The organism is Micromonospora sp. CPCC 206061 (assembly GCF_036906915.1).
Classification (GTDB): domain Bacteria; phylum Actinomycetota; class Actinomycetes; order Mycobacteriales; family Micromonosporaceae; genus Phytohabitans.
Window position 1 is genome coordinate 38,665 of sequence record NZ_JBAKHX010000051.1, and the last position, 18,366, is coordinate 57,030.

At 72.7% G+C, this 18,366-nt stretch carries 14 protein-coding genes and 1 pseudogene; 4 read left to right on the top strand and 11 right to left on the bottom strand.

Translation table 11 applies throughout. The features are described 5' to 3' along the window. From V6V89_RS27785 to V6V89_RS27815, 8 genes and pseudogenes are all read right to left on the bottom strand, one after another. A complete protein-coding gene (locus V6V89_RS27785; RefSeq protein WP_334622396.1) occupies positions 1-2,568 on the bottom strand; it encodes an eCIS core domain-containing protein in 2,568 nt (855 codons plus the stop codon). Beyond that, positions 2,546-3,004, bottom strand: coding sequence for a phage tail protein (locus V6V89_RS27790; RefSeq protein WP_334622397.1), 459 nt, complete (start codon positions 3,002-3,004; stop codon positions 2,546-2,548). Before V6V89_RS27790 ends, V6V89_RS27785 begins: the two co-directional genes overlap by 23 nt. Continuing rightward, positions 2,997-3,146: pseudogene (locus tag V6V89_RS41865) on the bottom strand (DUF6760 family protein); the annotation flags it as partial. The pseudogene V6V89_RS41865 and the gene V6V89_RS27790, both read right to left, overlap by 8 nt. Positions 3,147-3,163: 17 nt before the next feature. Next, positions 3,164-3,520 carry a hypothetical protein gene (locus V6V89_RS27795; protein WP_334622398.1) on the bottom strand — a complete coding sequence of 119 codons (357 nt, stop codon included), beginning with the start codon at positions 3,518-3,520 and terminating at the stop codon, positions 3,164-3,166. Continuing rightward, on the bottom strand, positions 3,517-3,948 hold the full coding sequence (locus V6V89_RS27800; RefSeq protein ID WP_334622399.1) for a phage tail protein: 432 nt from the start codon (positions 3,946-3,948) through the stop codon (positions 3,517-3,519). The genes V6V89_RS27795 and V6V89_RS27800 overlap by 4 nt, the downstream gene beginning before the upstream one ends. A gap of 9 nt (positions 3,949-3,957) precedes the next feature. Beyond that, complete coding sequence (locus V6V89_RS27805; RefSeq protein WP_334622400.1) at positions 3,958-5,577, bottom strand: phage tail sheath family protein; 1,620 nt, start codon at positions 5,575-5,577, stop codon at positions 3,958-3,960. A gap of 22 nt (positions 5,578-5,599) precedes the next feature. Beyond that, on the bottom strand, positions 5,600-5,932 hold the full coding sequence (locus tag V6V89_RS27810; RefSeq protein WP_281901262.1) for a hypothetical protein: 333 nt from the start codon (positions 5,930-5,932) through the stop codon (positions 5,600-5,602). 180 nt (positions 5,933-6,112) lie between these two features. Further along, complete coding sequence (locus V6V89_RS27815; RefSeq protein WP_334622401.1) at positions 6,113-8,992, bottom strand: DUF4157 domain-containing protein; 2,880 nt, start codon at positions 8,990-8,992, stop codon at positions 6,113-6,115. A gap of 155 nt (positions 8,993-9,147) precedes the next feature. Here V6V89_RS27815 and V6V89_RS27820 point away from each other — a divergent pair, with 155 nt between their 5' ends. Further along, positions 9,148-10,722, top strand: coding sequence for an eCIS core domain-containing protein (locus tag V6V89_RS27820; protein ID WP_334622402.1), 1,575 nt, complete (start codon positions 9,148-9,150; stop codon positions 10,720-10,722). Between the two features lie 26 nt (positions 10,723-10,748). Here the strand turns inward: V6V89_RS27820 and V6V89_RS27825 are convergent, their stop codons facing one another. The 3 genes from V6V89_RS27825 to V6V89_RS27835 are packed head-to-tail and all read right to left on the bottom strand — an operon-like array spanning position 10,749 to position 13,899. Then, complete coding sequence (locus tag V6V89_RS27825) at positions 10,749-11,333, bottom strand: DUF4255 domain-containing protein (protein WP_334622403.1); 585 nt, start codon at positions 11,331-11,333, stop codon at positions 10,749-10,751. Beyond that, on the bottom strand, positions 11,314-13,272 hold the full coding sequence (locus V6V89_RS27830) for an ATP-binding protein (RefSeq protein WP_334622404.1): 1,959 nt from the start codon (positions 13,270-13,272) through the stop codon (positions 11,314-11,316). Before V6V89_RS27830 ends, V6V89_RS27825 begins: the two co-directional genes overlap by 20 nt. Before the next feature lie 6 nt (positions 13,273-13,278). Continuing rightward, entirely contained in the window at positions 13,279-13,899 is a 621-nt protein-coding gene (locus tag V6V89_RS27835) for a response regulator transcription factor (protein ID WP_334622405.1), read from the bottom strand. 201 nt (positions 13,900-14,100) lie between these two features. On the opposite strand from V6V89_RS27835, the gene V6V89_RS27840 reads away from it, so the two are divergent. The 3 genes from V6V89_RS27840 to V6V89_RS27850 form a co-directional block, all read left to right on the top strand. Then, on the top strand, positions 14,101-15,558 hold the full coding sequence (locus V6V89_RS27840; RefSeq protein WP_334622406.1) for an NlpC/P60 family protein: 1,458 nt from the start codon (positions 14,101-14,103) through the stop codon (positions 15,556-15,558). Between the two features lie 13 nt (positions 15,559-15,571). Then, positions 15,572-16,618, top strand: a complete 1,047-nt coding sequence (locus V6V89_RS27845; protein ID WP_334622407.1) for a COG1470 family protein — start codon at positions 15,572-15,574, stop codon at positions 16,616-16,618. 61 nt (positions 16,619-16,679) lie between these two features. Continuing rightward, on the top strand, positions 16,680-18,366 hold a 1,687-nt coding region (locus V6V89_RS27850; RefSeq protein WP_334622408.1), incomplete at its 3' end, for an Hsp70 family protein.

The following is an 18,366-nucleotide window of genomic DNA, read 5'->3' on the forward strand; positions in this document are numbered from 1 at the left end:
TTAGAACACTCCCGCCCATCGGCCGCCGCGGCGCTCGATCTCGCGCAGCAGGCGCTCCTCAACCGCTTCCACGACCATGTCCATGTCGACCCCCGCGTTGCCGCCGGCGGTGCCCGCGACCGCGGCGCTCGTGTTGTCGTTCGCCGCGACGGTCCCGCCGCTCACTGTGCCGCTCGTCCCGCTCTCGGGCGCGCTCGTCGGCGCATTCGTCGCCGCACTGTTGCCGCCACCGCTGGGGAATCCGCCGGCCAGGTCGCCGAACCCCATGCCGCCCAGCCCCATGCCGCCCAGCCCCATGCCGCCCAGCCCCATGCCGCCCAGCCCCATGCCGCCCAGCCCCATGCCGCCCAGCCCCATGCCGCCCAGCCCCATGCCGCCCAGCCCCATGCCGCCGGAGGGCGACGCGCCGGCCTCGATGACCGCCGCCCGCGCCGCACGCGTGGCCACCTCGGTCACGGCGCTCACGGCACCCACGCCACCGCCGACCGGCAACCGGTCCACCAGCCCGGCGCCGGTCTCCGGCCCGCCACCGCCGGCAAGGCCGGCGGCACTCGTTCCACTCGTGATGAGGCCGCGGCCGGCGGCGAGCGCGCCGCGCTCGTCGTCGTCGACCGCGCCGGACATCGACGCGAGCAGGAACCGCGGCCGGCTGACGGGCTGCCGCGCGTGCGACAGCTCGTGCGCGAGCACGGATACGGGTACGCGTGCCGGTGGTGCCGGAAGGTGTACGACCGAACCCGTCGTCGCGCCCAGCGCACCCGCCGACGCGAGCGCGTGCCGCGTGGCAGGCCCGGTGGTGTATCGGGGAGGCAGCGCGGCACCGGTAGCGGCCGACGCCAGCGCGTGAAACCGTGCCGGCAGCGCCTGCGGTGCCTCCAGCGGGCGCGCCGCCACAGCCGCCTCCCACCGCCGCTGCGGCGACAGGCTCTCCGCCTTGTGTCCACCCGCAGACGCCACCGGCAGCCCACCCACGATGTCCGCAGACTGCTCCGGCGACGCCGCAGCGGCCCGCCGCACGACAGGCGCACCGTCGGCTCCCGCTCCTGTACCACCGCTGGCGCCACGCCCGCCCACCGGCGCCCCCACGCCGGTGGAAGCGCCGCGCCCCGCCAGATGGGCCGCCCGGCCGCCGATTCCAGTGGGCGAGCCGGGACCGGCCGTGATCCCGCCTCCGCCCGGTGTCCCCGACAAGCCGCCGCCCCGGGACGCCGGTCCAGGCCGAACCGATGCCCGGCCGGCGACGGACGCGCCAAGGCTCGACGCGCCGAAGCCCCCGGTCTCGGCCGAGGCGGTTGAGCGGCTCGCTGGCGTGAGCCAGGCGGCGGCACCGGGTCGTACAAGGGCGTCGCCCGCCGCGCTCCCGGACCAGCCTGCCCTCGCGGCCCCGGACGGGCTCGCGGCCCTCGACGCGCTCGCGGCTACGGACGCGCTCCCCGATCGGCCGGGGGGCATCGGGCCGGCCGCGCCCGCAGACCGGGCGCCGACGCCGCGCAGGCCACCGTAGCCGGCGGACAGCGCCATGCCTGCGGCCATGCCCGCGAGGCGGGCCTGCGTCTGGCTCGCCGATCCAGCGGTGGCGGCGCTTGACCACGACGCCGTGCCGGACGCCGGCGATGCGGCGGGCCGCGTTCCGGCCGCCCGCCGCAGGTAGACGCTGGAGAGCGTCGACTGTTCGAGCCGGCCCACGGTGCGCGGCACGCGGGCGGCCGTTCCCTGCTGGCCGGCCGCTGTCGCGCGCCGGCCGGCGCTCGCGCGGTCGAGCGGCGGCGCCGGCCGGAGCTGCCGCGCCGGTGTCTCGGACCGGATGGCGCTCGCTGGCCGCGCCGGGCTCGTCTCGACAGCGCCGGTGGGGTCGGGCGTGGTGCCCGGCGGCAGCAACGCTCCGCCGAGCACCGGCAGGTCGCCGGCACCCTGCGGCGGCCGGAAGGCCGGCCCACCCGCCTTGCGCGGCGTGCCGGTCGCAATCTTGAATACTTGTTGCTGCCCTGGCGACAACAAGTATTCAAGATCTCCGCGAACCGCCGCGCCGCCGGCGAGTGTGCCGCTGCGGCGGGCGGCGCCCGGCGGCGGCCGCATGGGCTGGTGCGCCGCGATGCCCGCGCCGATCGCTGGCACCGCAGGCGCCAGCCGGCGGGTGGCTCGTGCGGCCGCCACGGTGGCGCCGATAGCCCCCGCGCCTCCATCAGCAGGACCGGGAAGCGCGCCAAGGCCCGCCGCCCGCGCGACGAACCCCGGCGAGGCACCAACTCCCGCGACGCCGCGCAGCGCGCTCCCATGCGAGGCGCGCGCCGGCAAGGCGCCTCCATGCGAGGCGCGCGCCGACGAACCCGTGCCGCCAGCCAGGCCGCGGGCGAAGCGGATCGCGAGCATCCATGGTGGACGGACGGCGAGCGCGCCGACGACGTGCGCGGCCCGGCTCGGCAGTGCCGGCGACCGCTCGGGCCGGACAGGCCCGTGCCGCGCCGCCACAGTGCGGCGGCGCAGCAGGCGGGTGACCGTGCCGATCGTGCGGCGCACGCGGGAGCGCAGGCGGCGCGAGAGCGCGTCAGGCGTTGGAACGGAAGCCACAGTGGCACACCTCCAACTCCTCGACCGCCAGCTCCCGCGACGAGGCGGCGAGCTTGGGACCGCTCCACCGCACCGGCCGCGCGTCGAAGAACGACCAGATGCGGATCGGGTCGCCGGCGGCGTTGAGGACGCTGACGGTGCCGTCGAGCGGTGTGACCTTGTTGCCTTCCTTGGTGAATCCCTCGCCGGAGAACCGCATCAGCCATTTGAAGAGCGCGTCGGTATCGGTAAGGCCGCGCTTGAAGATCAGGTTGGGCCACTTCATGCGGCCCAACAGCTTGTGGGTGTACGCGTTCTGCCCGCCCTCGGCCAGATCCTCCACCTCGATCTGCACCGAGAGCCCGGACACCTCAGTGAAGAACCCGATCGGGTCGGGGCCGACCTCGAACTTGAACTTCCCCACGAAAGGTGGGTCGATGGTGCGTGCGTTAGCCACCCTGGACTCCTTGCCAAGCGCGTTCGTTCAACCCGCCGACCTCTTGCAGCAGCCTGATCCGGTCGCCATGCTCAAGGTCGAGCAGGCTGTCGAAGGTCCAGTGCAGGTGGTACGCGAGGTAGGCGATCTCCTGCCACAGCTCGTCGTGCGCGTAGTGTCCTAGGCCACCTCCGCCGACTCCATCGGGAAAGGGGTCCCTGGCTCCATCGCCTCGAGGATGCTCGGGTCCTGGAAATTGATGATCCGGTACAGGTCCTGCAGGTACCCGAAGTCGCTGACGAACAGCGACTCGATGGTCTTCGTCGACACCCGCGGGACGGTGCCGAGCTCGGTGACCACGCGGGCGAGGACGATGACGGTGGCGTACGCGTCGTTTTCCTTGACCCGCGGATCACGCAGCGGCTCGATCTCGTCGCGCGCGCACGCCAGCCGCATGGTGCCGGTGCGGTGCAGCGTGCCGTGGTCGTCGACGAAGCCCTTCGGGAGGGTGAAGGGGTATTCGGTGCGCAGGCTCATTCGCGCCTCAGCCCTTCGTGGGTGATGGTGAGCTTCTCCGTGGCGATCTCGTTGCTGCCAGCGTCGAGCTCCGCGCCGGTCCACTTGGACGGCCAGCCCATGTCGAAGGACCACCGGGCGACCTCGACCGCCGTCGAGTCCTTGATGACGATCGAGCCGTTGCGCCGGGCGTCGTCGATTGCGCCGTTCTCGACCTGCTGGCGCCACTCCCACAGCGCCTTCGACTCGTCGATCCGGCGCTCCAGCGTGATGTCGCTCCACTTCATCGCACCCGGCACCTTCCGGATGATCATCTTGCCGTCCTTGGTGGCCTCCTTGTACTCGATCGTCTCGGTCTCCGCCTCGACGCCCGAGCACTTGCGGAAGCTGGCCATCTCGACCCCGTCCACCTCGAGCACGAAGCTGAAGGTGGTCATCAGGTCAGGCATCGTGAACCCCTATCCCTCGCTGGCAGAGCCGCCGCCCTGCCACTGGCTGATCCGGAAGATGACGAACTCGGCCGGCTTGACCGGCGCGATGCCGACATCGACGACCAGGCGGCCCTCGTCCACAGAGGACGGCGGGTTGTTGCTGGCGTCGCACATCACGTAGAAGGCCTGCTCCGCGGTGGCGCCGACGAGCGCGCCCTGCATCCACAGCCCGCGCAGGAACGAGGTGATGTTGCGCTTCACCCGCTGCCACAGGTCGAAGTCGTTGGGCTCGAACACCGCCCACTGGGTGCCGCGCCGAATCGACTCCTCCACGAAGTTGAACAGCCGCCGCACGTTGACGTACCGCCAGCTCGGGTCGGTCTTGGCGAGCGTGCGGGCACCCCAGATCTTCGTGCCGTAGCTGCCGAACGACCGGATGCAGTTGACGCCCTCGGGGTTCAGCAGGTCCTGCTCGCCGTTCGTCACCTCGGACTCCAGCCGTGCGATGCCGCGCAGCGCCTCATTTGCCGGCGCCTTCCAGACGCCGCGGGTGGCGTCGGTGCGGGCCCAGACGCCGGCCACGTGCCCGACGGGCGAGACGGTCAGGAACCGTTCCCCGTTGGTGGCGCCGGGCCGCGCCAGCGGGTTCGCGACGACCAGGTTCGGGTAATAGAGCGCACCGAACGCGGTGTCCCGCGCGAGCTTGCTGCGCCACTCCAGGGCTCGGGTGGCGTTGAGGCCAGGAGGCGTGTCCAGTACCGCCATCCGGGTGTGGCTGGCCTCGCACCAGTCGACGATCTGCTTCTGCACCGCGAGATACGTGTCTTCGTCGAGGCTGCCGTCCTCGTTGGTGGCGATGGTGACCAGGTCGGGGATCGCGACGATGGTGACGTTGTCGGCGATAGCCAGTCCCTGATATCCGGTGCGGTCGGCGACCGATCCCTCCAGGTCGGCCGGTGTCACGGCGACCGGGTTGGGGGAGGGAGCCTCCAATGTGTACCGTCCGGGAGCCGGCACCCGGTCGGCGAGCGCGACACCCTGTACCGGCTGGACCTCGACGCGCAGGACCTTGGAGCGCTCGTTGACCGTGCGCTCGATGGTGCGCGCGCTCTTGCCGCTGAACGCCAGGCCGCCGATCTCCTCGCGGAGCGCGCCGTCCTCGTACACCCGCAGGGTGTACTCCTGCTTGTTGTCGCCGCCCTCCTGGCCCTCCACCGGCGCCGCCGGCGGCACGACCTCGACCTCGACCCGCGCGCCCGCGTTGAGCGCCGAAACCTTGAGGCTCTCGACGTCTGGGCGGCCGGCGGCCGGCAGGTGCAGCGTCGCATGCCCGTCGCCGTTGTCGCTGTTCCCCCCGGGTACGCGCACGACGTAGCAGGCGCTGCCACCGTTCTCGAAATACCCCCGCACGGCGTGCGGCAGCATCGCGCCGCGCACGAACCCGCCGTATACGCGCTCATACTGCGGCCAGCTCGTGACGAGCTGCGGTTTGACGCCGTCGGGGTCCGTCGGGTCCCCCTGTTCGGTGTCGTACTTCTCGGTGAAGCCGACGAATGCCGCGATCGCCGTACCCACCCCTTCGATCGGCATCGAGCCGCTCGGTTGCTCCTCGATGTAGACGCCAGGCGCCCCGTACGACGCGGCCACGGCCACCCTCCCCCTCGTTGTGTCAGGCTTGCACCGCGCTGGTCAGCAGCGCGGGGTCCAGCTCGGTCGAATAGAACTCGCCGTAGTGCAGTGGCGGGTAGACGCGCATCATGGGCTGCTCGGACGAGCACGCCAGCACCTTGACCTTTGGAAACCGGTGCACGATGAGCGCCACGAGCGCGGCCGTCTCGCGCTGGTCGAGATCGAGTACCACCACGTCCGGCAGTACCTCAACGAGGCGGCCCATGACGTCGGCGGCAGTCGTCGCGACCAGCTCGATGCCGTCGACGCGGAGGATGTCCTCCAGGCCGGCCCGGTGCAGCGCACCGAAGTCACCCATCAACACCCGCGTCACGTATACGAGCGTCGCGCCCGACGGCTCCCGCCGTAAGGCTCAGCGGTGCAGCCAAAGGTGCAGTCTCGCGCGGGAGAGATAGGAGCGGCGGCTCGGCTGCGCCATCATCGATGGCATGTGGCATCGCCCGCCCGACGGGGGAGCCTGGACCGGCGCCCTCCCCAGCGGCACAGTGGACACTCAGTTGTAGACCGTGCCGGCCTGGTCGCGGATGACGATGCCCAGGCGGCGAGCCCACGTGCCCAGCTCTTCAGGGACCGGGACGCTCTGGATCGGCACCTCGAGGATCAGCTCACCCTGCAGGCGCTGCCCGACGAGGGGGCCGTAGAGGGACCGGTTCCGCGGCGTGTCGGCGATGACGTTGCCGGGGCCGTACTTGTCGAGGAACTCGTTGACGTACCGCTCCGCCTGCTCGGGCCGGATGCTGGCGAGCTGTGTCTCCTTGCGCGAGACGATCGCCTGCCCCGGGGTGTACCCGTCGACGATCATCCCGTTCCCGAGGCGGAGCTCTTCCGCGGCGTACACGCCACGCCGCGCGGCGTTGAAATCGTTGCCGCGCATCACCCGCTCCGCCCAGCTCTCCGCGGGCTCACGCGACTCGAGTTCCGGTATGCGGCCCGGTTCATCGAGGTCGGAGGCCGCGGTCTCGTCGACGGCGGACGAGGGCGCCCGGCCCTGCTCGCTGACCTCGGCCCGGACGCTCACCCCGGTCGTGTCGGCGCGCCGCGACAGCAGCGTCTGCAGCTCGGCGTCCGTGCGCGCGCCGGCCGCGAGGGCGTACAGCTCGTCCTCGTTGCGCAGGCCCAGCATGTACAGCGCGTCCTCCCTGGACAGCCCGTGGCTCTCCACCCGCCGGAGGAAGTCGTCGGCCAGCTCGCGGCTCGGCGCGAGCCGGGCATTGGCGGTCCGGCCGAACTCGGCGAGGGTGCCCTCGGTGACGCCCTCGGCGTGCGCGACACTCACCTGGGGCGTGCTGGTGTTCAGCTCGGTCACCGTGATCCGTGTGGCGCCGGCCTCGGCCTCGACGGCTTCCAGCACGGCGTCCGCGCCCGTGCCGGAGCGGACCAGCCGGACCGTTCCAAGCCCCGCCGCGGTGATCCCCACGACGCTGAGCACGATGTTGAGCGCACCCATCGCGATGAGGCCGTGCGCGGCCTCCTGCTGCTGCGCGTCGAGCACGGTCGACCCGATACCCAGGCTGAGCAGCTGCCCCTGCTCGTACTGCTCCAGCCCTGTCACGATGCCGTAGCCGGCCAGCCCGATGTCGAGCGCGATCCCGATGGGTGCCGTGGGCGGGAAGATCGTCAACAGGAGCGCGGCGACGGTGGCGAGGCCGATGAGGACGGCCTCCGCCTCGGCGTCCGACGCGGCCCGCGCCAGGTCGTGCTGGACGACGGCGCGCACGTCCGGCGCCGCGAGCGGCAGCATCTCGCGCAGCACCGGGCGCGGGATCGTGTAGTCGAACCCCGGTTCTCGGGTGCGAGCGGCCAGCTCGGCGAAGTTCGCGCGCCGGGTCTCGATCGCGGCGTCGATCCGGGCGAGCAGCTCGGCGTCGGAGAGCCGCGAGTTCATGAGATCGGCGGGCAGCACCTTGAAGCCCTCGTCGCCGAGCTGGCGCAGCACGGGACGGATCCGTTCGAGCGCGGCGGCCTCCGCGCTGACCCCCGGATACCCGCCGAGGGGCTGGCCGCCCACGTCTGGCGCTGGCGTGTTCGGCTGGAACCCGGGCGGTGGCGTGGGCGCGACGGATTCCGCCGCGGCCGCTTCCTCCATGGTCTCCAGCGGGCTCGGGGTCGCGCCGGACAGGTCCGGGTGGGAGTACTCGAAGTTGATCGCGCTCTGGATCTCATGGCAGTACTGGCAGCCACCGCCGATCTGGTTGCGCGCGACGCGGCCCTCGACCCGCCGGATGGCCGCGCTGTTCGACCGCGATCGCCGCTCGGCGGCCTCCAGCTGGATCGACGCGCGCGGGCCGGTGGCGGCGCCCCTGATCAGCGCGCGTTCCTGCTCGGCGAGCACCTGCCGGCGCAGCTCCTCGGGGCTGAGCTGCTGGTGCAGGTACGTGCTCCACTCGACCAGCGCGGCGCGGTTGCCTTCGAGGCGGACCGCGGTGGCGGCGAGCACCAGCTTCCGGAACGCCTCGTGATCGGCGTGCAGCCGCTGGACCATGTTTTCCAAGCTGGTGCGCGCCTCCCGGGCCTGCGAGGCCACCGTCGCACGCTCCGCGAACATGTCCTCGTTCCACGGCACGCCCCCGGGCAGTGGACCCTGCTCGGCGACCTGCCGCTCGATGGCGCGTTCCCGCGCGACCTCCGCGTCGATCCGGTCGGCCTCCTGGGTCAGCGCCGTCGACAGGAACTGGGCGCCGTGCAGGCCGTCCCGGGTGACCAGTTCGAGCAGCAGCGCGCGCCGGCCGGCCTCGTCCGGGGGTACGACGACGCCGGCGACCTGGATGGGTGCCGGCTGTACCGGCACTCCGGCGTCCTCTGTGGACGTGACCGTGCCGGCGGCGGGCTGCCGCTGCACGCGCGTCCCCCCGCCGGCCTGCTGGACCACGTGGGTGAGTTCGTGGGCGAGCAGCCGCGCGCCCGGCGCGGTGGCCGGCTGGTAGCGGCCCGGCGCGAACACGATGTCGGTGCCCACCGTGAACGCGACCGCACCGAGCCGCGCGGGTGCCGGGCTCTCTGGGTGGATCCGCACCGCCGACAGGTCGGTGCCGAGCCGGCCCTCCATCCGCCCCTGGGTGGCCGGATCGAGAGACCGTCCTCCGTTTCCCGACGGGCTCGTGATGGCGGGGCCGGGCGGGGGCGCGGGCTCGACGCAGGCGGCCACCCGGTCGGCTTCCCGCTCGTACTCGTCGCCGGGCGGGCCGACGGCCAGCTTGGGCTGGAGCAGCCGGGCCATCGAGGCGTTGCTCAGCGATCCCGCCGGGTGCCGCGGCGGACCGGGTGCCGCGGGCTCCGGAAGGTGGGGCCGGTCGGCCGTGGCGGCCCGCTCGCGCTCAGGCGCCGTGCCCGGGCGGGCGCTCACCCGTCCGTCGACCTCGTGCGAGTACGACATTGATCGGCTCCACTTGGATTCGCCCGCCGCCCCGCCGAGTCTGCGCCCAAACGACCGCTCGCGGGAAGGGCGCGGGCAAACTGTCGCGGGCAAAGGGCCGCAAGTCTGCACCTTTGGGCGAGTCGACCATAGGGTGCGCTCCGTAGGCTGGCGGCATGGCCGCACCACGGAGAGCGCGCCAACAGTCAAACGTGGCGCACGAGCCTGAGAAACCAGCGACACCGGCACCCGACGACGTCCGCGCGGCTTTGACCGCCGTGGGCAGCGCCGCCATCGCGCGGTGGGCGTCCGGCGAGCACGCGGACGCGTCCGCCGGACCCGTCATGTTGAGTGAGCCGGCGGTGAGCAACCGGGTCGCCGCCCGCTGGGCGGAGCGAAACGCGCCCGCGCCCGGCACAGCCAGTGACGCGACCGAGCGCGACGCCCACGACCTGGCCGGGCGGGCCCTTCGCGGCTCGGAGTCCACGCCGGGGGCAGACTCGCCCGCCGCGCGCAGCGGTGATCGCCTGCCCGACGGGGTACGCGGCCGCATGGAGAGTTCGTTCGGCGAGAGCTTCGACGACGTACGCGTGCACGACTCGGAGGGGGCGCACTCGATCGCCCAGTCGCTGGACGCGCGTGCCGTCACGGTCGGCACCGACATCTACTTCGACCGGGGGCGGTTCAAGCCGGGCGGTGCCACGGGCGACTCGTTGATCGCGCACGAGCTGGCGCACGTCGTGCAGTACCGCAACGGGCAGATGTCTCCCGAGACGGCGGGGCGCTGGCAGAACCTGGGCTCGGAGGGCTGGTCGGTGCCGGGGTGGGGCCGGCACCAGTCGACGGTGTGGGTCGGCAGCGAGGCGGAGTGGCGCGGCGTGCTCGACGAGGCCGACAACGACGAGGTGTACACGGAGTCGCTGCAAGGCTTCCTGCGCGCCGCGTGCGATCCGGGGATGATCGGGCGCAAGAACCACGAGCTCGGCTGGCCCGACTACCACAACGACGTCAAGCGGGCGCCCACCCGCGCCGAGATCATGGAGTTCCTCAAGGCCCTGTACGGCCTCGGCGAAGACCTCGACCTGTCGCCGAACTGGTTGTTCGGCAGCGGCACCCACCTGCGGCTCATGCGCGGGGAGCTCAGCGCCTTCGTCACGAAGTACCAGGGCGACCTCATCCAGCTGATCTCGCGTGAGGGTGTCGGCGGCAGCAAGGTCATCGACCAGGGCGACGTCGGCGCGGTCGCCGAAGAGGGCGGCAAGGAAGTCCGGGTCAACATGGTCAACTCCGCGATGACCACCGCGGTGGAAGGGCTCGCGCAGCTCATCCGCGCGCACGCCGAGGGCGACGAGGGCGCCAAGAGCGACGCGTACTCCGTGATCAGCAACTCCGGCCTGGTCATCCGCCGCACGCTCGACGTGCACGAAGAGGCGATCAAGTTCGAGGGTGAGGTCAACATGTTCCTCATCGACCTCGTGCTCGACGTGACCAAGCTCGACGAGATGCCCGGCGTCCAGTCGCTGCTGCGCCGCACGCCGGCCGTCAAGGGCCTGCTGAAAAACACGATCAAGAAGATGGGCGCCGGGGCGGCCAAGAGCGGCAACCCGATGGAGCAGGCGGATGCCATCATGGCGGCGTTCGAAAACGACGTGAAGGAGCTGGGCCCGGCGGCCGGCGTCGACAGCGTGCTCGACGCCAACACCGAGCGCCTGGCCATCACGACGTTCTCGGCCGCGATGAGCAAGAAGTAGATGAGCAAGAAGTAGAAGTAGCAGCGCTAGTCGGCCGCCGGCGGGGTGGCGCCGCCGCGCACCGTAGGCACCACCTCCTGCACGGGCGGGCCCATCCTGCTCAGCACCGCGGCGTCCACTGTGGTCGTGACGACCACGTCGAGGCCCGGCTTGAGCTGCCCGCCGAGCGCCGACCAGAAGTCGGAGTTCTCACTGCCGTCGCCGCTGCGCAGCGTCACCGTCGGCAGCGGCCGCACGTCGGCGAACGGCCCGCGCAGATAGTCGATCGCGATCACCCGGTGCAGCAGCAGCGTCGCCAGCACGCCGCCCAGCAGCGAGTGCTCGTCACGCACCTCGCGGGTCCAGGCGGTCACCAGATAACGACAGTCCACTCTGGGCAGTGGGTCGCGGCGGAACTTGCGGCCATTCTCCTCCGCGACGATCTGCTCGCCCCACTCGCGCTCGGCGAGGTTGGGCCGCACGTCCCACAGGTACAGGTTGACCGTGGGCCGGGACACGCTGGCCGCCCAGTCGCCGTCGGGCGCGTCGAAGACGATGTCGACGTCGCGTGGCGGCAGCGGCACAGCGGCCCGCAGGAACGCCTCCAGAGACTCATCGAGCAGGTGCAGCATCGGCGTCTCGATTCACCAGTTCGAAGTAGCGCTCGAACTCGACCTCGGTGCGTAGCCGGCCGAGCTTCTGGAACTCGCGCTTCAAGGCGAGCGCGACATGCCGCATCGTGATGGGTGAGCCGTCTTCGGCGGCGAGGAACGCGGCGCCCAGCGTGGCGTTGCGGATGATCCCGCCGGAGATCTTGAACTGGCGAGCGAGGAACTCGATGTCGAGCGCCGCGACCGGCGCGGTGGCCGGGAACGACCGGGCCCAGATCGCGCGCCGTTGCTCCTCTTCCGGCAGCGTGAAGTCGATCGCCGTGGAGATGCGCCGCAGGAACGCCTGGTCGATGTTGCGTTGCAGGTTGGTGGCGAGCACCACCAGCCCGTCGTAGGTCTCCAGCCGCTGCAACAGGTACGCCACCTCGATGTTCGCGTACCGATCGTGCGCGTCGCTCACCTCGGACCGCTTGCCGAACAGCGCGTCGGCCTCGTCGAAGAAGAGCACCAGGTCGCCGGCCGCGGCGGCGCCGAAGATGCGCTCCAGGTTCTTCTCCGTCTCGCCGATGTACTTGCTCACCACCGCGGACAGGTCCACTTTGTACAGATCAAGACCCAGCTCGCCCGCGACCACCTCGGCGGCCAGGGTCTTGCCGGTGCCGGACGGGCCGGCGAACAGCGCCACGGTGCCGGTCGACGGCAGCGGCGGGAAGCGCCACTGCCGGTACACCACGTCGCGGCGGCGGTGCCGGGCCGCCAGCTCACGCAGCTGCCGCGCGTCGTCGGGCGGGACGATCAGGTCTTCCCAGGCGCGGCGCGGGCGGATCCGCACGGCCACCCCGTCGAGATGGCCGCCGGCCAGCCGGCGCACGGCCGGTGTGAGGTCACCGTCGCCGGCCGCCGCCGCGGCGGCCACCAGCCGCAACTGCTCGCGGTCCAGCCGGTACCCGGGGTCCGGCTCGCGCCCGAGCGCCCGCCACCAGTCGTCGGCGCCGGCCTCGCCGCTCGCCACCCGCACCTCGCGCCACGGCACCGGCGGCACCGACTCCAGCGGCAGCTCGGCCCGCGACGACAGCACCCACGCCAGGTGGTCGGCGCGGGCGACCGCGTCGCGCCCTGTGGCGTCGAGCGGCGCGACCAGATCGAGCACCACCACGAGACCACCGAGCGTCGCCTCGCGCACCGTCGCCGCCCACTGCGCGCGAGTTCCGGGTACTGAACAGAGCAGCCGGCCGCGCCCTGGCCACCGATCCTCGACCGCCCGCAGCCGGCTCTCCCGGTCACCCCCGTTGACCAGCAGCAGCCCCCGCTCCGGCGGGCGTTCCGCCTCGGCCTCGGTGCCAGCTAGCTCGGCAAGAACCCTGGATGCCCCCGCTGGCAGCTCCGGGTCGGCCGACCCGTCGCCGGTCAGGTACCAGGCGACCCGCGCCGGCAGCGCACAGGTGCGGGTCGCCCACGGACCGGTGGTGCCGACGTCGACCAGCTCCGCGCGGCGCAGGCGGGAGTCCGGGGCCACCGGACCGATGGCCCCGATCCGGTCGAGCGTGACGAGGGTTACCTGCGGCAGCTGTACCGAATCTTGAACGTATGCGACCAGCCGCTGCCGGGCGGGCGCCAGCTCGACGGCGGCGACGACCGCCAGTACCTCCGCCTCGGCGAGCGTGAGCCCGGCGGACCGCGCCAGGACCGCGAACCGTGACCCACCCTCCAAAGATTCCGCGAGGTTCTTCCGTGCTCTGTCTACATCGGACCGGACCTGATCGCGGACCGCCCCCACCCGCTCCACCGCCGCGCCGTCCAGGCCCGGCAGCGTGGCGAGGATGCGATCGAGGTCGTCCTGCCCGACGAACAGCCCCGCGAAGTCACGCGGCGGCCGGCCCTCGGCGAGCCGGCAGACCAGCGCCTCGCGCTGGAGCAGCACGTCCGCGAGGACGGTCCAGGGCTCCGGGACGCTCGCCATGGCGGGCTAGATGACACCCTCGCGCGTGGCGAGGGCGACCGCCTGCGCGCGGGTGCGGCAGTTCAGCTTGGTGAGCAGGTCGTGTACGACGTTCTTGACGGTGCGCTCGGAGAAGCAGAGATCTTCCGCGATGCCGCGGGTGTCCATGCCGTCGGCGAGCAGCCGGAGCACGGACCGCTCCCGCATGTTGAGCTCGGTCGGGCGGAGTTGGGAGTGCTGCCGGACGTGCGCGAGCAGCTTGATCAGCAGGTCGCCGGGGAGGGCGACGTTGCCGGCCACGACCGCGCGCAGGCTGGTGACCAGCGTCTCCGGGGTTATCGTGTCGTGCGGCAGCACCGAGCCGACGCCCGCGTCGACGATCTCGCGGATGTGCTGCTCGCTGGCCGTGCGGATCGTGGCGACCAGCCGGGTCTGCCGGCCGGCCGCGAGTCTTACCGCCCGGCGCAGCGCGCCAGGCTCGGACTCGAAGATCAAGACATCGAGCCCGGTCATCACCGGTGTGGGCGCCAACCCCATGCTCTCGCCACGCACCACGAACCCTGCCTGCTGGAGGCAGGCGAACATGCCGCGCCGCACGATCGCGTGACCGTCGTCGATCCACACCGAAGGCGCCGCCTGGGCTTGCACTGGCCCCACCCCCGGTAGTTGATCGGTCCTCCCCGGTAACATCATGCGCCGATCAATTCATGACCGACAACGGCTTACCCGGGCGGATTCTGTCGCTTTCCTGTCGCAGCGGATTCGTTCCAGAGGGCGAACCGGTTTGCTCTTGCCCGAAGAGTTGCCCAAAAGTGCAAAACCTTGATTGGGCGAATTATCGTCGATCCCATGCCTAGGTTCTCAGCGGAACAAATCTACAGTTTCGCGCGCCAGGCGGGCTTTTCGCCGGACGAGGCGGCCACCATGACCGCGATCGCGCTGGCCGAGTCGGGCGGCAGGAGCGACGCGCACAACCCGGTCGGCGAAGATTCGCGCGGGCTCTGGCAGATCAACGCTCGGGCGCACCCGAAACTGGCCGAGGACCTCAACCTCTTCGACCCCGTGCAGAACGCGCGGGCGGCGTTCGCGGTGTCGCGGCAGGGCGCCGACATCACCCCGTGGACCGTCACGCACGGCGGCATGGGCGCCCGCTACCTGCGGCACAAGGAGGCCGCGCAGGACGCGGCGATCTCGTTCGGCGACGGGCCGGGGCGCGGCGTCTGGACCGGCACCGCCGGCTACAACGGCCCCGAGGTGCCGGCGGGCCCTTCGGGCGGCGGCGGCACCTCCGATCCACTCACCGGCGGCTCCGCGCAGTCGCTCACCAGCGGCTCCCAGGGCTCGTCGGCCGCTCTGGACCGCTTCCTCGAAGTGGCCCGAGCGCAGGCCGGCGACACCTACGTCTTCGGCGCCGAGACCAAGCTCGACGACAGCGACCCCGACACGTTCGACTGCTCCGAGCTGACCCAGTGGGCCGCCCACCAGGCCGGCGTCAAGATCCCCGACGGCGCCACCGCGCAGTACCTGCACCTCAAGGAGCGGGGCATGCTGATCCCCGTCGAGGAGGCCAAGAACACGCCCGGCGCGCTGCTCTTCTCCTTCGACCGGGAGCCCCGGCCGGGTGATGGCCGCACGCCCGGCGCGCACGTCGCGATCAGCCTCGGCGACGGCAAGACGATCGAGGCACGTGGCCGCGCCTATGGCGTCGCCGAGTTCGACGTCGGGCGGCGGTTCGAGTTCGCGGCGGTCATCCCCGGCATATCGGACGGCACCGCGACGCCGCTGGCGCCCGCTTCCTCACCCGTGCCGTCGTTCGCGCCACTCACTGCGCTACCGCCTCAGATGGGTGGCCCCGACACCGATCGTGACGGACTCACCGACGCCATGGAGCAGCGGCGCGGCCTTAACCCGCTCGCCGCCGACTCCGACGGCGACAACCTCGCCGACGGCTTCGAGATCGCCACCAGCCGCAGTGACCCCACCAAGGCAGACACCGACGGCGACCGGCTAGACGACGCGTTCGAGCTGGCCAGAGGGCTCGACCCCACCTCGCCGGACAGCGACTCCGACGGCCACCTCGACGGCAGCCTCCCCACCGACTGGCGCGACACCGACGCCGACGGACTCGACGACGCGCTGGAGACCGCGCTCGGTCTCGACCCGAACCAGGTCGACAGCGACGCGGACGGATACGTCGACGCGCTGGAACGGCAGGCCTCGTCCGACCCGCTGAGTGCGGCGGTCACCCCGCTGCGCAGCGGCGACCCGTTCTCCCCGCTGTCCTCGCCCGCCGACCCGCTGACCTGAGGGGCGCGGTGCCATGGACGTAGAGATCCGGATACCGCCGCAGCCGGTCGCCCTGACGCCCGGCGCCGCGGGCACGGTCACCGTCGAGCTGACCAGCCTCGCCGACCACGACCTGCGGGTCCGGCTCTCCGTCGCCGCGAGCCGGGCCGGCGCCTGGGCCCACGGCGAGCCCCCGACCGTTTCGGTGCCGGCCGGCGGCACCCAGACGGTCGAGATCGCGGTCCAGCCGCCGGCGACGGCCGCGCCCACGGCGGGGTTGCTCCCGTTCACCGTCCAGGCCGACGACTCCGACACCGGGGCACCCCTCGGCCGGGCCACCGGACTGGTCAGCGTGGCCGCGCCGGCACGCCTCGCCGCCAGCCTTTTTCGCACCGACGCCGGGCCGCCGGCCCGCTTCACTCTCACCGTGCGCAACCCCGGCGAGCGGCTCGCCGTCACCATCGCGGCCCAGGTGCACCCGCCCGGCGGACGGGTGCGGATCACGCCAGACACGGTCGACCTGGCCAAGGGCGGCTCTGCCGCCGCACACATCGAGGTCCGCCCGCCCGCACTGTTCATGGGCGGTTCCATCCCGTACGTGGTGAGCGTGTCCTGCAAGGCCGTTGGCGACCTGGAGCCCCTGGTCACCGTCGAGGAAAACGGCCAGTCGCCACCGCGCGTCGGCAAGGCGACCGCTTTCGTCGTGACCGCGCTGCTCGTGGCGACCGCCGCGGGCGCGCTCGCCTTCGGAGGCTGGGAGCGGCTGGCCAGCCGTTCGTCGCCGCCGCCGGCCGCGGACGCACAGGACCCGACCGAGGTACGGGTGCGCACCCCGTACGCGATGGTCGAGGTCTTCCAGCGCACGGGCGCCGGCCCCGCGGACGCCGACGCCGCGCTCGCCCAGCTCACCGCCGCCGGCGTACCGGTGCGGCTGGTCGACAGCACCCGCTCCCCCGACCTCGCCGACGGCCCCGGCGGCCTGCTCGTGCTGCTACAGGACGGCTTCGCGACCCCCGAAGACGCCCAGGCGTACTGCGACCGCAACCGCGCGCTAGCGCCCCGCTGCCAGGTCGTTCAGTGAGCGAGGGAGGTGGCGCGGCGGCGCCTTCAGCGCCGCCCGACCGAGCGAACCAGGAGGCACCGTGACCAGCTACGGCCTGGGCGTCGACTTGGGCACGACGCACACCGCGGCGGCGGTGCTGGTCGATGGCCGGGTCGAGCTGGTACGCCTCGGCAACCGGCGCCCCGAGATCCCGTCGCTCGTCTTCGTCACCGCCGACAGCGCCGTGCTCGTCGGCGACGCCGCCGAACGCCGGGGCGCGGCCGAGCCCGAGCGGCTGGCTCGCGAGTTCAAGCGCCGCCTCGGCGACCCCGTGCCGTTGCTGGTCGGCGGCTCGCCCTACCCTGCGCACGCGCTTATGGCCAAGCTCCTGCGGCGAGTCCACGACATCGTGGGGCGCCAGTATGACGAGCCGCCCAGGGCGGTGACCGTCACCCATCCGGCGAACTGGGGACCGTTCAAGCGTGAACTGCTCGACCAGGCGATCCGGCTCGCCGACGTCGACGGCGTCCTCTTCCTGCCCGAGCCGGAAGCGGCGGCGATCCACTACGCGACCACCGAACGTGTCCGGCCCGGCGAGACCGTCGCGGTCTACGACCTGGGCGGCGGCACCTTCGACGCCGCCGTCCTGCGCCGCACGGCCACCGGTTTCGAGCTGCTCGGCAGGTCCGAGGGGATCGAGCAGCTGGGCGGCATCGACTTCGACGAGGCGGTGTTCGCGCACGTCCTGGCCACCATCGGCGATTCCGCCCAGTCCCTCGACCCCGACGACGAACTGGTCACCACCGCCCTCTCCCGCCTCCGGCGCGACTGCACCGAGGCGAAGGAGGCACTGAGCTTCGACACCGAGGTGATGATCCCGGTCGCGCTGCCAGGGCTGCACACCCGGGTACGCCTGAACCGCTCCGAGTTCGAGGCGATGATCGGGCCGGCGCTCACCGAGACGGTGGCCGCGACCGCCCGGGCCCTGCGGGCGGCGGGGGTCTCGCCCGACGAACTGCGCTCCGTGGTGCTAGCCGGCGGCTCGTCCCGGATACCGCTGGTCAGCCAGCTCCTGGACGCCGAGTTCGGCCGTCCCGTCACCCTGGACCCGCACCCCGAACACAGCGTCGCGATGGGCGCGGCCGCGACCACCGGCCCGTTGGCGCTGGGCGCCACACCAGCCCGCCCCGTCTTCGTCCCGTCCCCTTCCGCCGCCCCGCCCCGCGCCGTTCCCTCCCCGTCCGTTCCCCGCTTCACCGCGCCGGTCCCGTACTCCGCGGCCCCCGCGTCCGCGACGTCTCCTCCCGCCGCGTCCCCGCCCGCGACCGGCGCAGGCAGCGCCACCGATCCCGACAGCACCAACCCGTTGCCCCCCGCCACCGACCCCGATGGCACCAGCCTGCTGCCCCGCGCGACCGACGCCGAACCAGCCAGCGCGTTGGCCGCCAACCCGCCACCCGTCCCGCCTCCGACGGCAGAGCCCGGCTCGGGCCGGCCGTCGAGCGGGCCGCGCCCTCCGGGCGGCGAGACACCCCCGCGAGCTTCCGCACCGCCAGCTCGCCCCGCTTCCGCGGCTGGCTCCCCAGCCTGGCCGCCTGTCCCGCCGCCGCGGCGCGGCGCTGGCGGGGTCGCGCCTGAGGGACCGGCCGCAGCGGCGAGCAGTGGGACGCCGGCACCAGCGCCCTTCGGTACGGTCGCGGGCGGGGCGGCCAGGGCGCCGGCCGACGGGCGGCCTGGGGCTGCGCGGCCTGCTCGCGGGCCTGCCGGCGGCAGGGCCGATTCTCCCG

Excerpts from the sequence above, each read along its gene's own strand:
- V6V89_RS27795 (WP_334622398.1), bottom strand. The coding sequence starts at position 3,520 with ATGAGCCTGCGCACCGAATACCCCTTCACCCTCCCGAAGGGCTTCGTC.
- V6V89_RS27800 (WP_334622399.1), bottom strand. The coding sequence starts at position 3,948 with ATGCCTGACCTGATGACCACCTTCAGCTTCGTGCTCGAGGTGGACGGG.
- V6V89_RS27815 (WP_334622401.1), bottom strand. The coding sequence starts at position 8,992 with ATGTCGTACTCGCACGAGGTCGACGGACGGGTGAGCGCCCGCCCGGGC.
- V6V89_RS27820 (WP_334622402.1), top strand. The coding sequence starts at position 9,148 with ATGGCCGCACCACGGAGAGCGCGCCAACAGTCAAACGTGGCGCACGAG.
- V6V89_RS27825 (WP_334622403.1), bottom strand. The coding sequence starts at position 11,333 with ATGCTGCACCTGCTCGATGAGTCTCTGGAGGCGTTCCTGCGGGCCGCT.
- V6V89_RS27830 (WP_334622404.1), bottom strand. The coding sequence starts at position 13,272 with ATGGCGAGCGTCCCGGAGCCCTGGACCGTCCTCGCGGACGTGCTGCTC.
- V6V89_RS27840 (WP_334622406.1), top strand. The coding sequence starts at position 14,101 with ATGCCTAGGTTCTCAGCGGAACAAATCTACAGTTTCGCGCGCCAGGCG.
- V6V89_RS27845 (WP_334622407.1), top strand. The coding sequence starts at position 15,572 with ATGGACGTAGAGATCCGGATACCGCCGCAGCCGGTCGCCCTGACGCCC.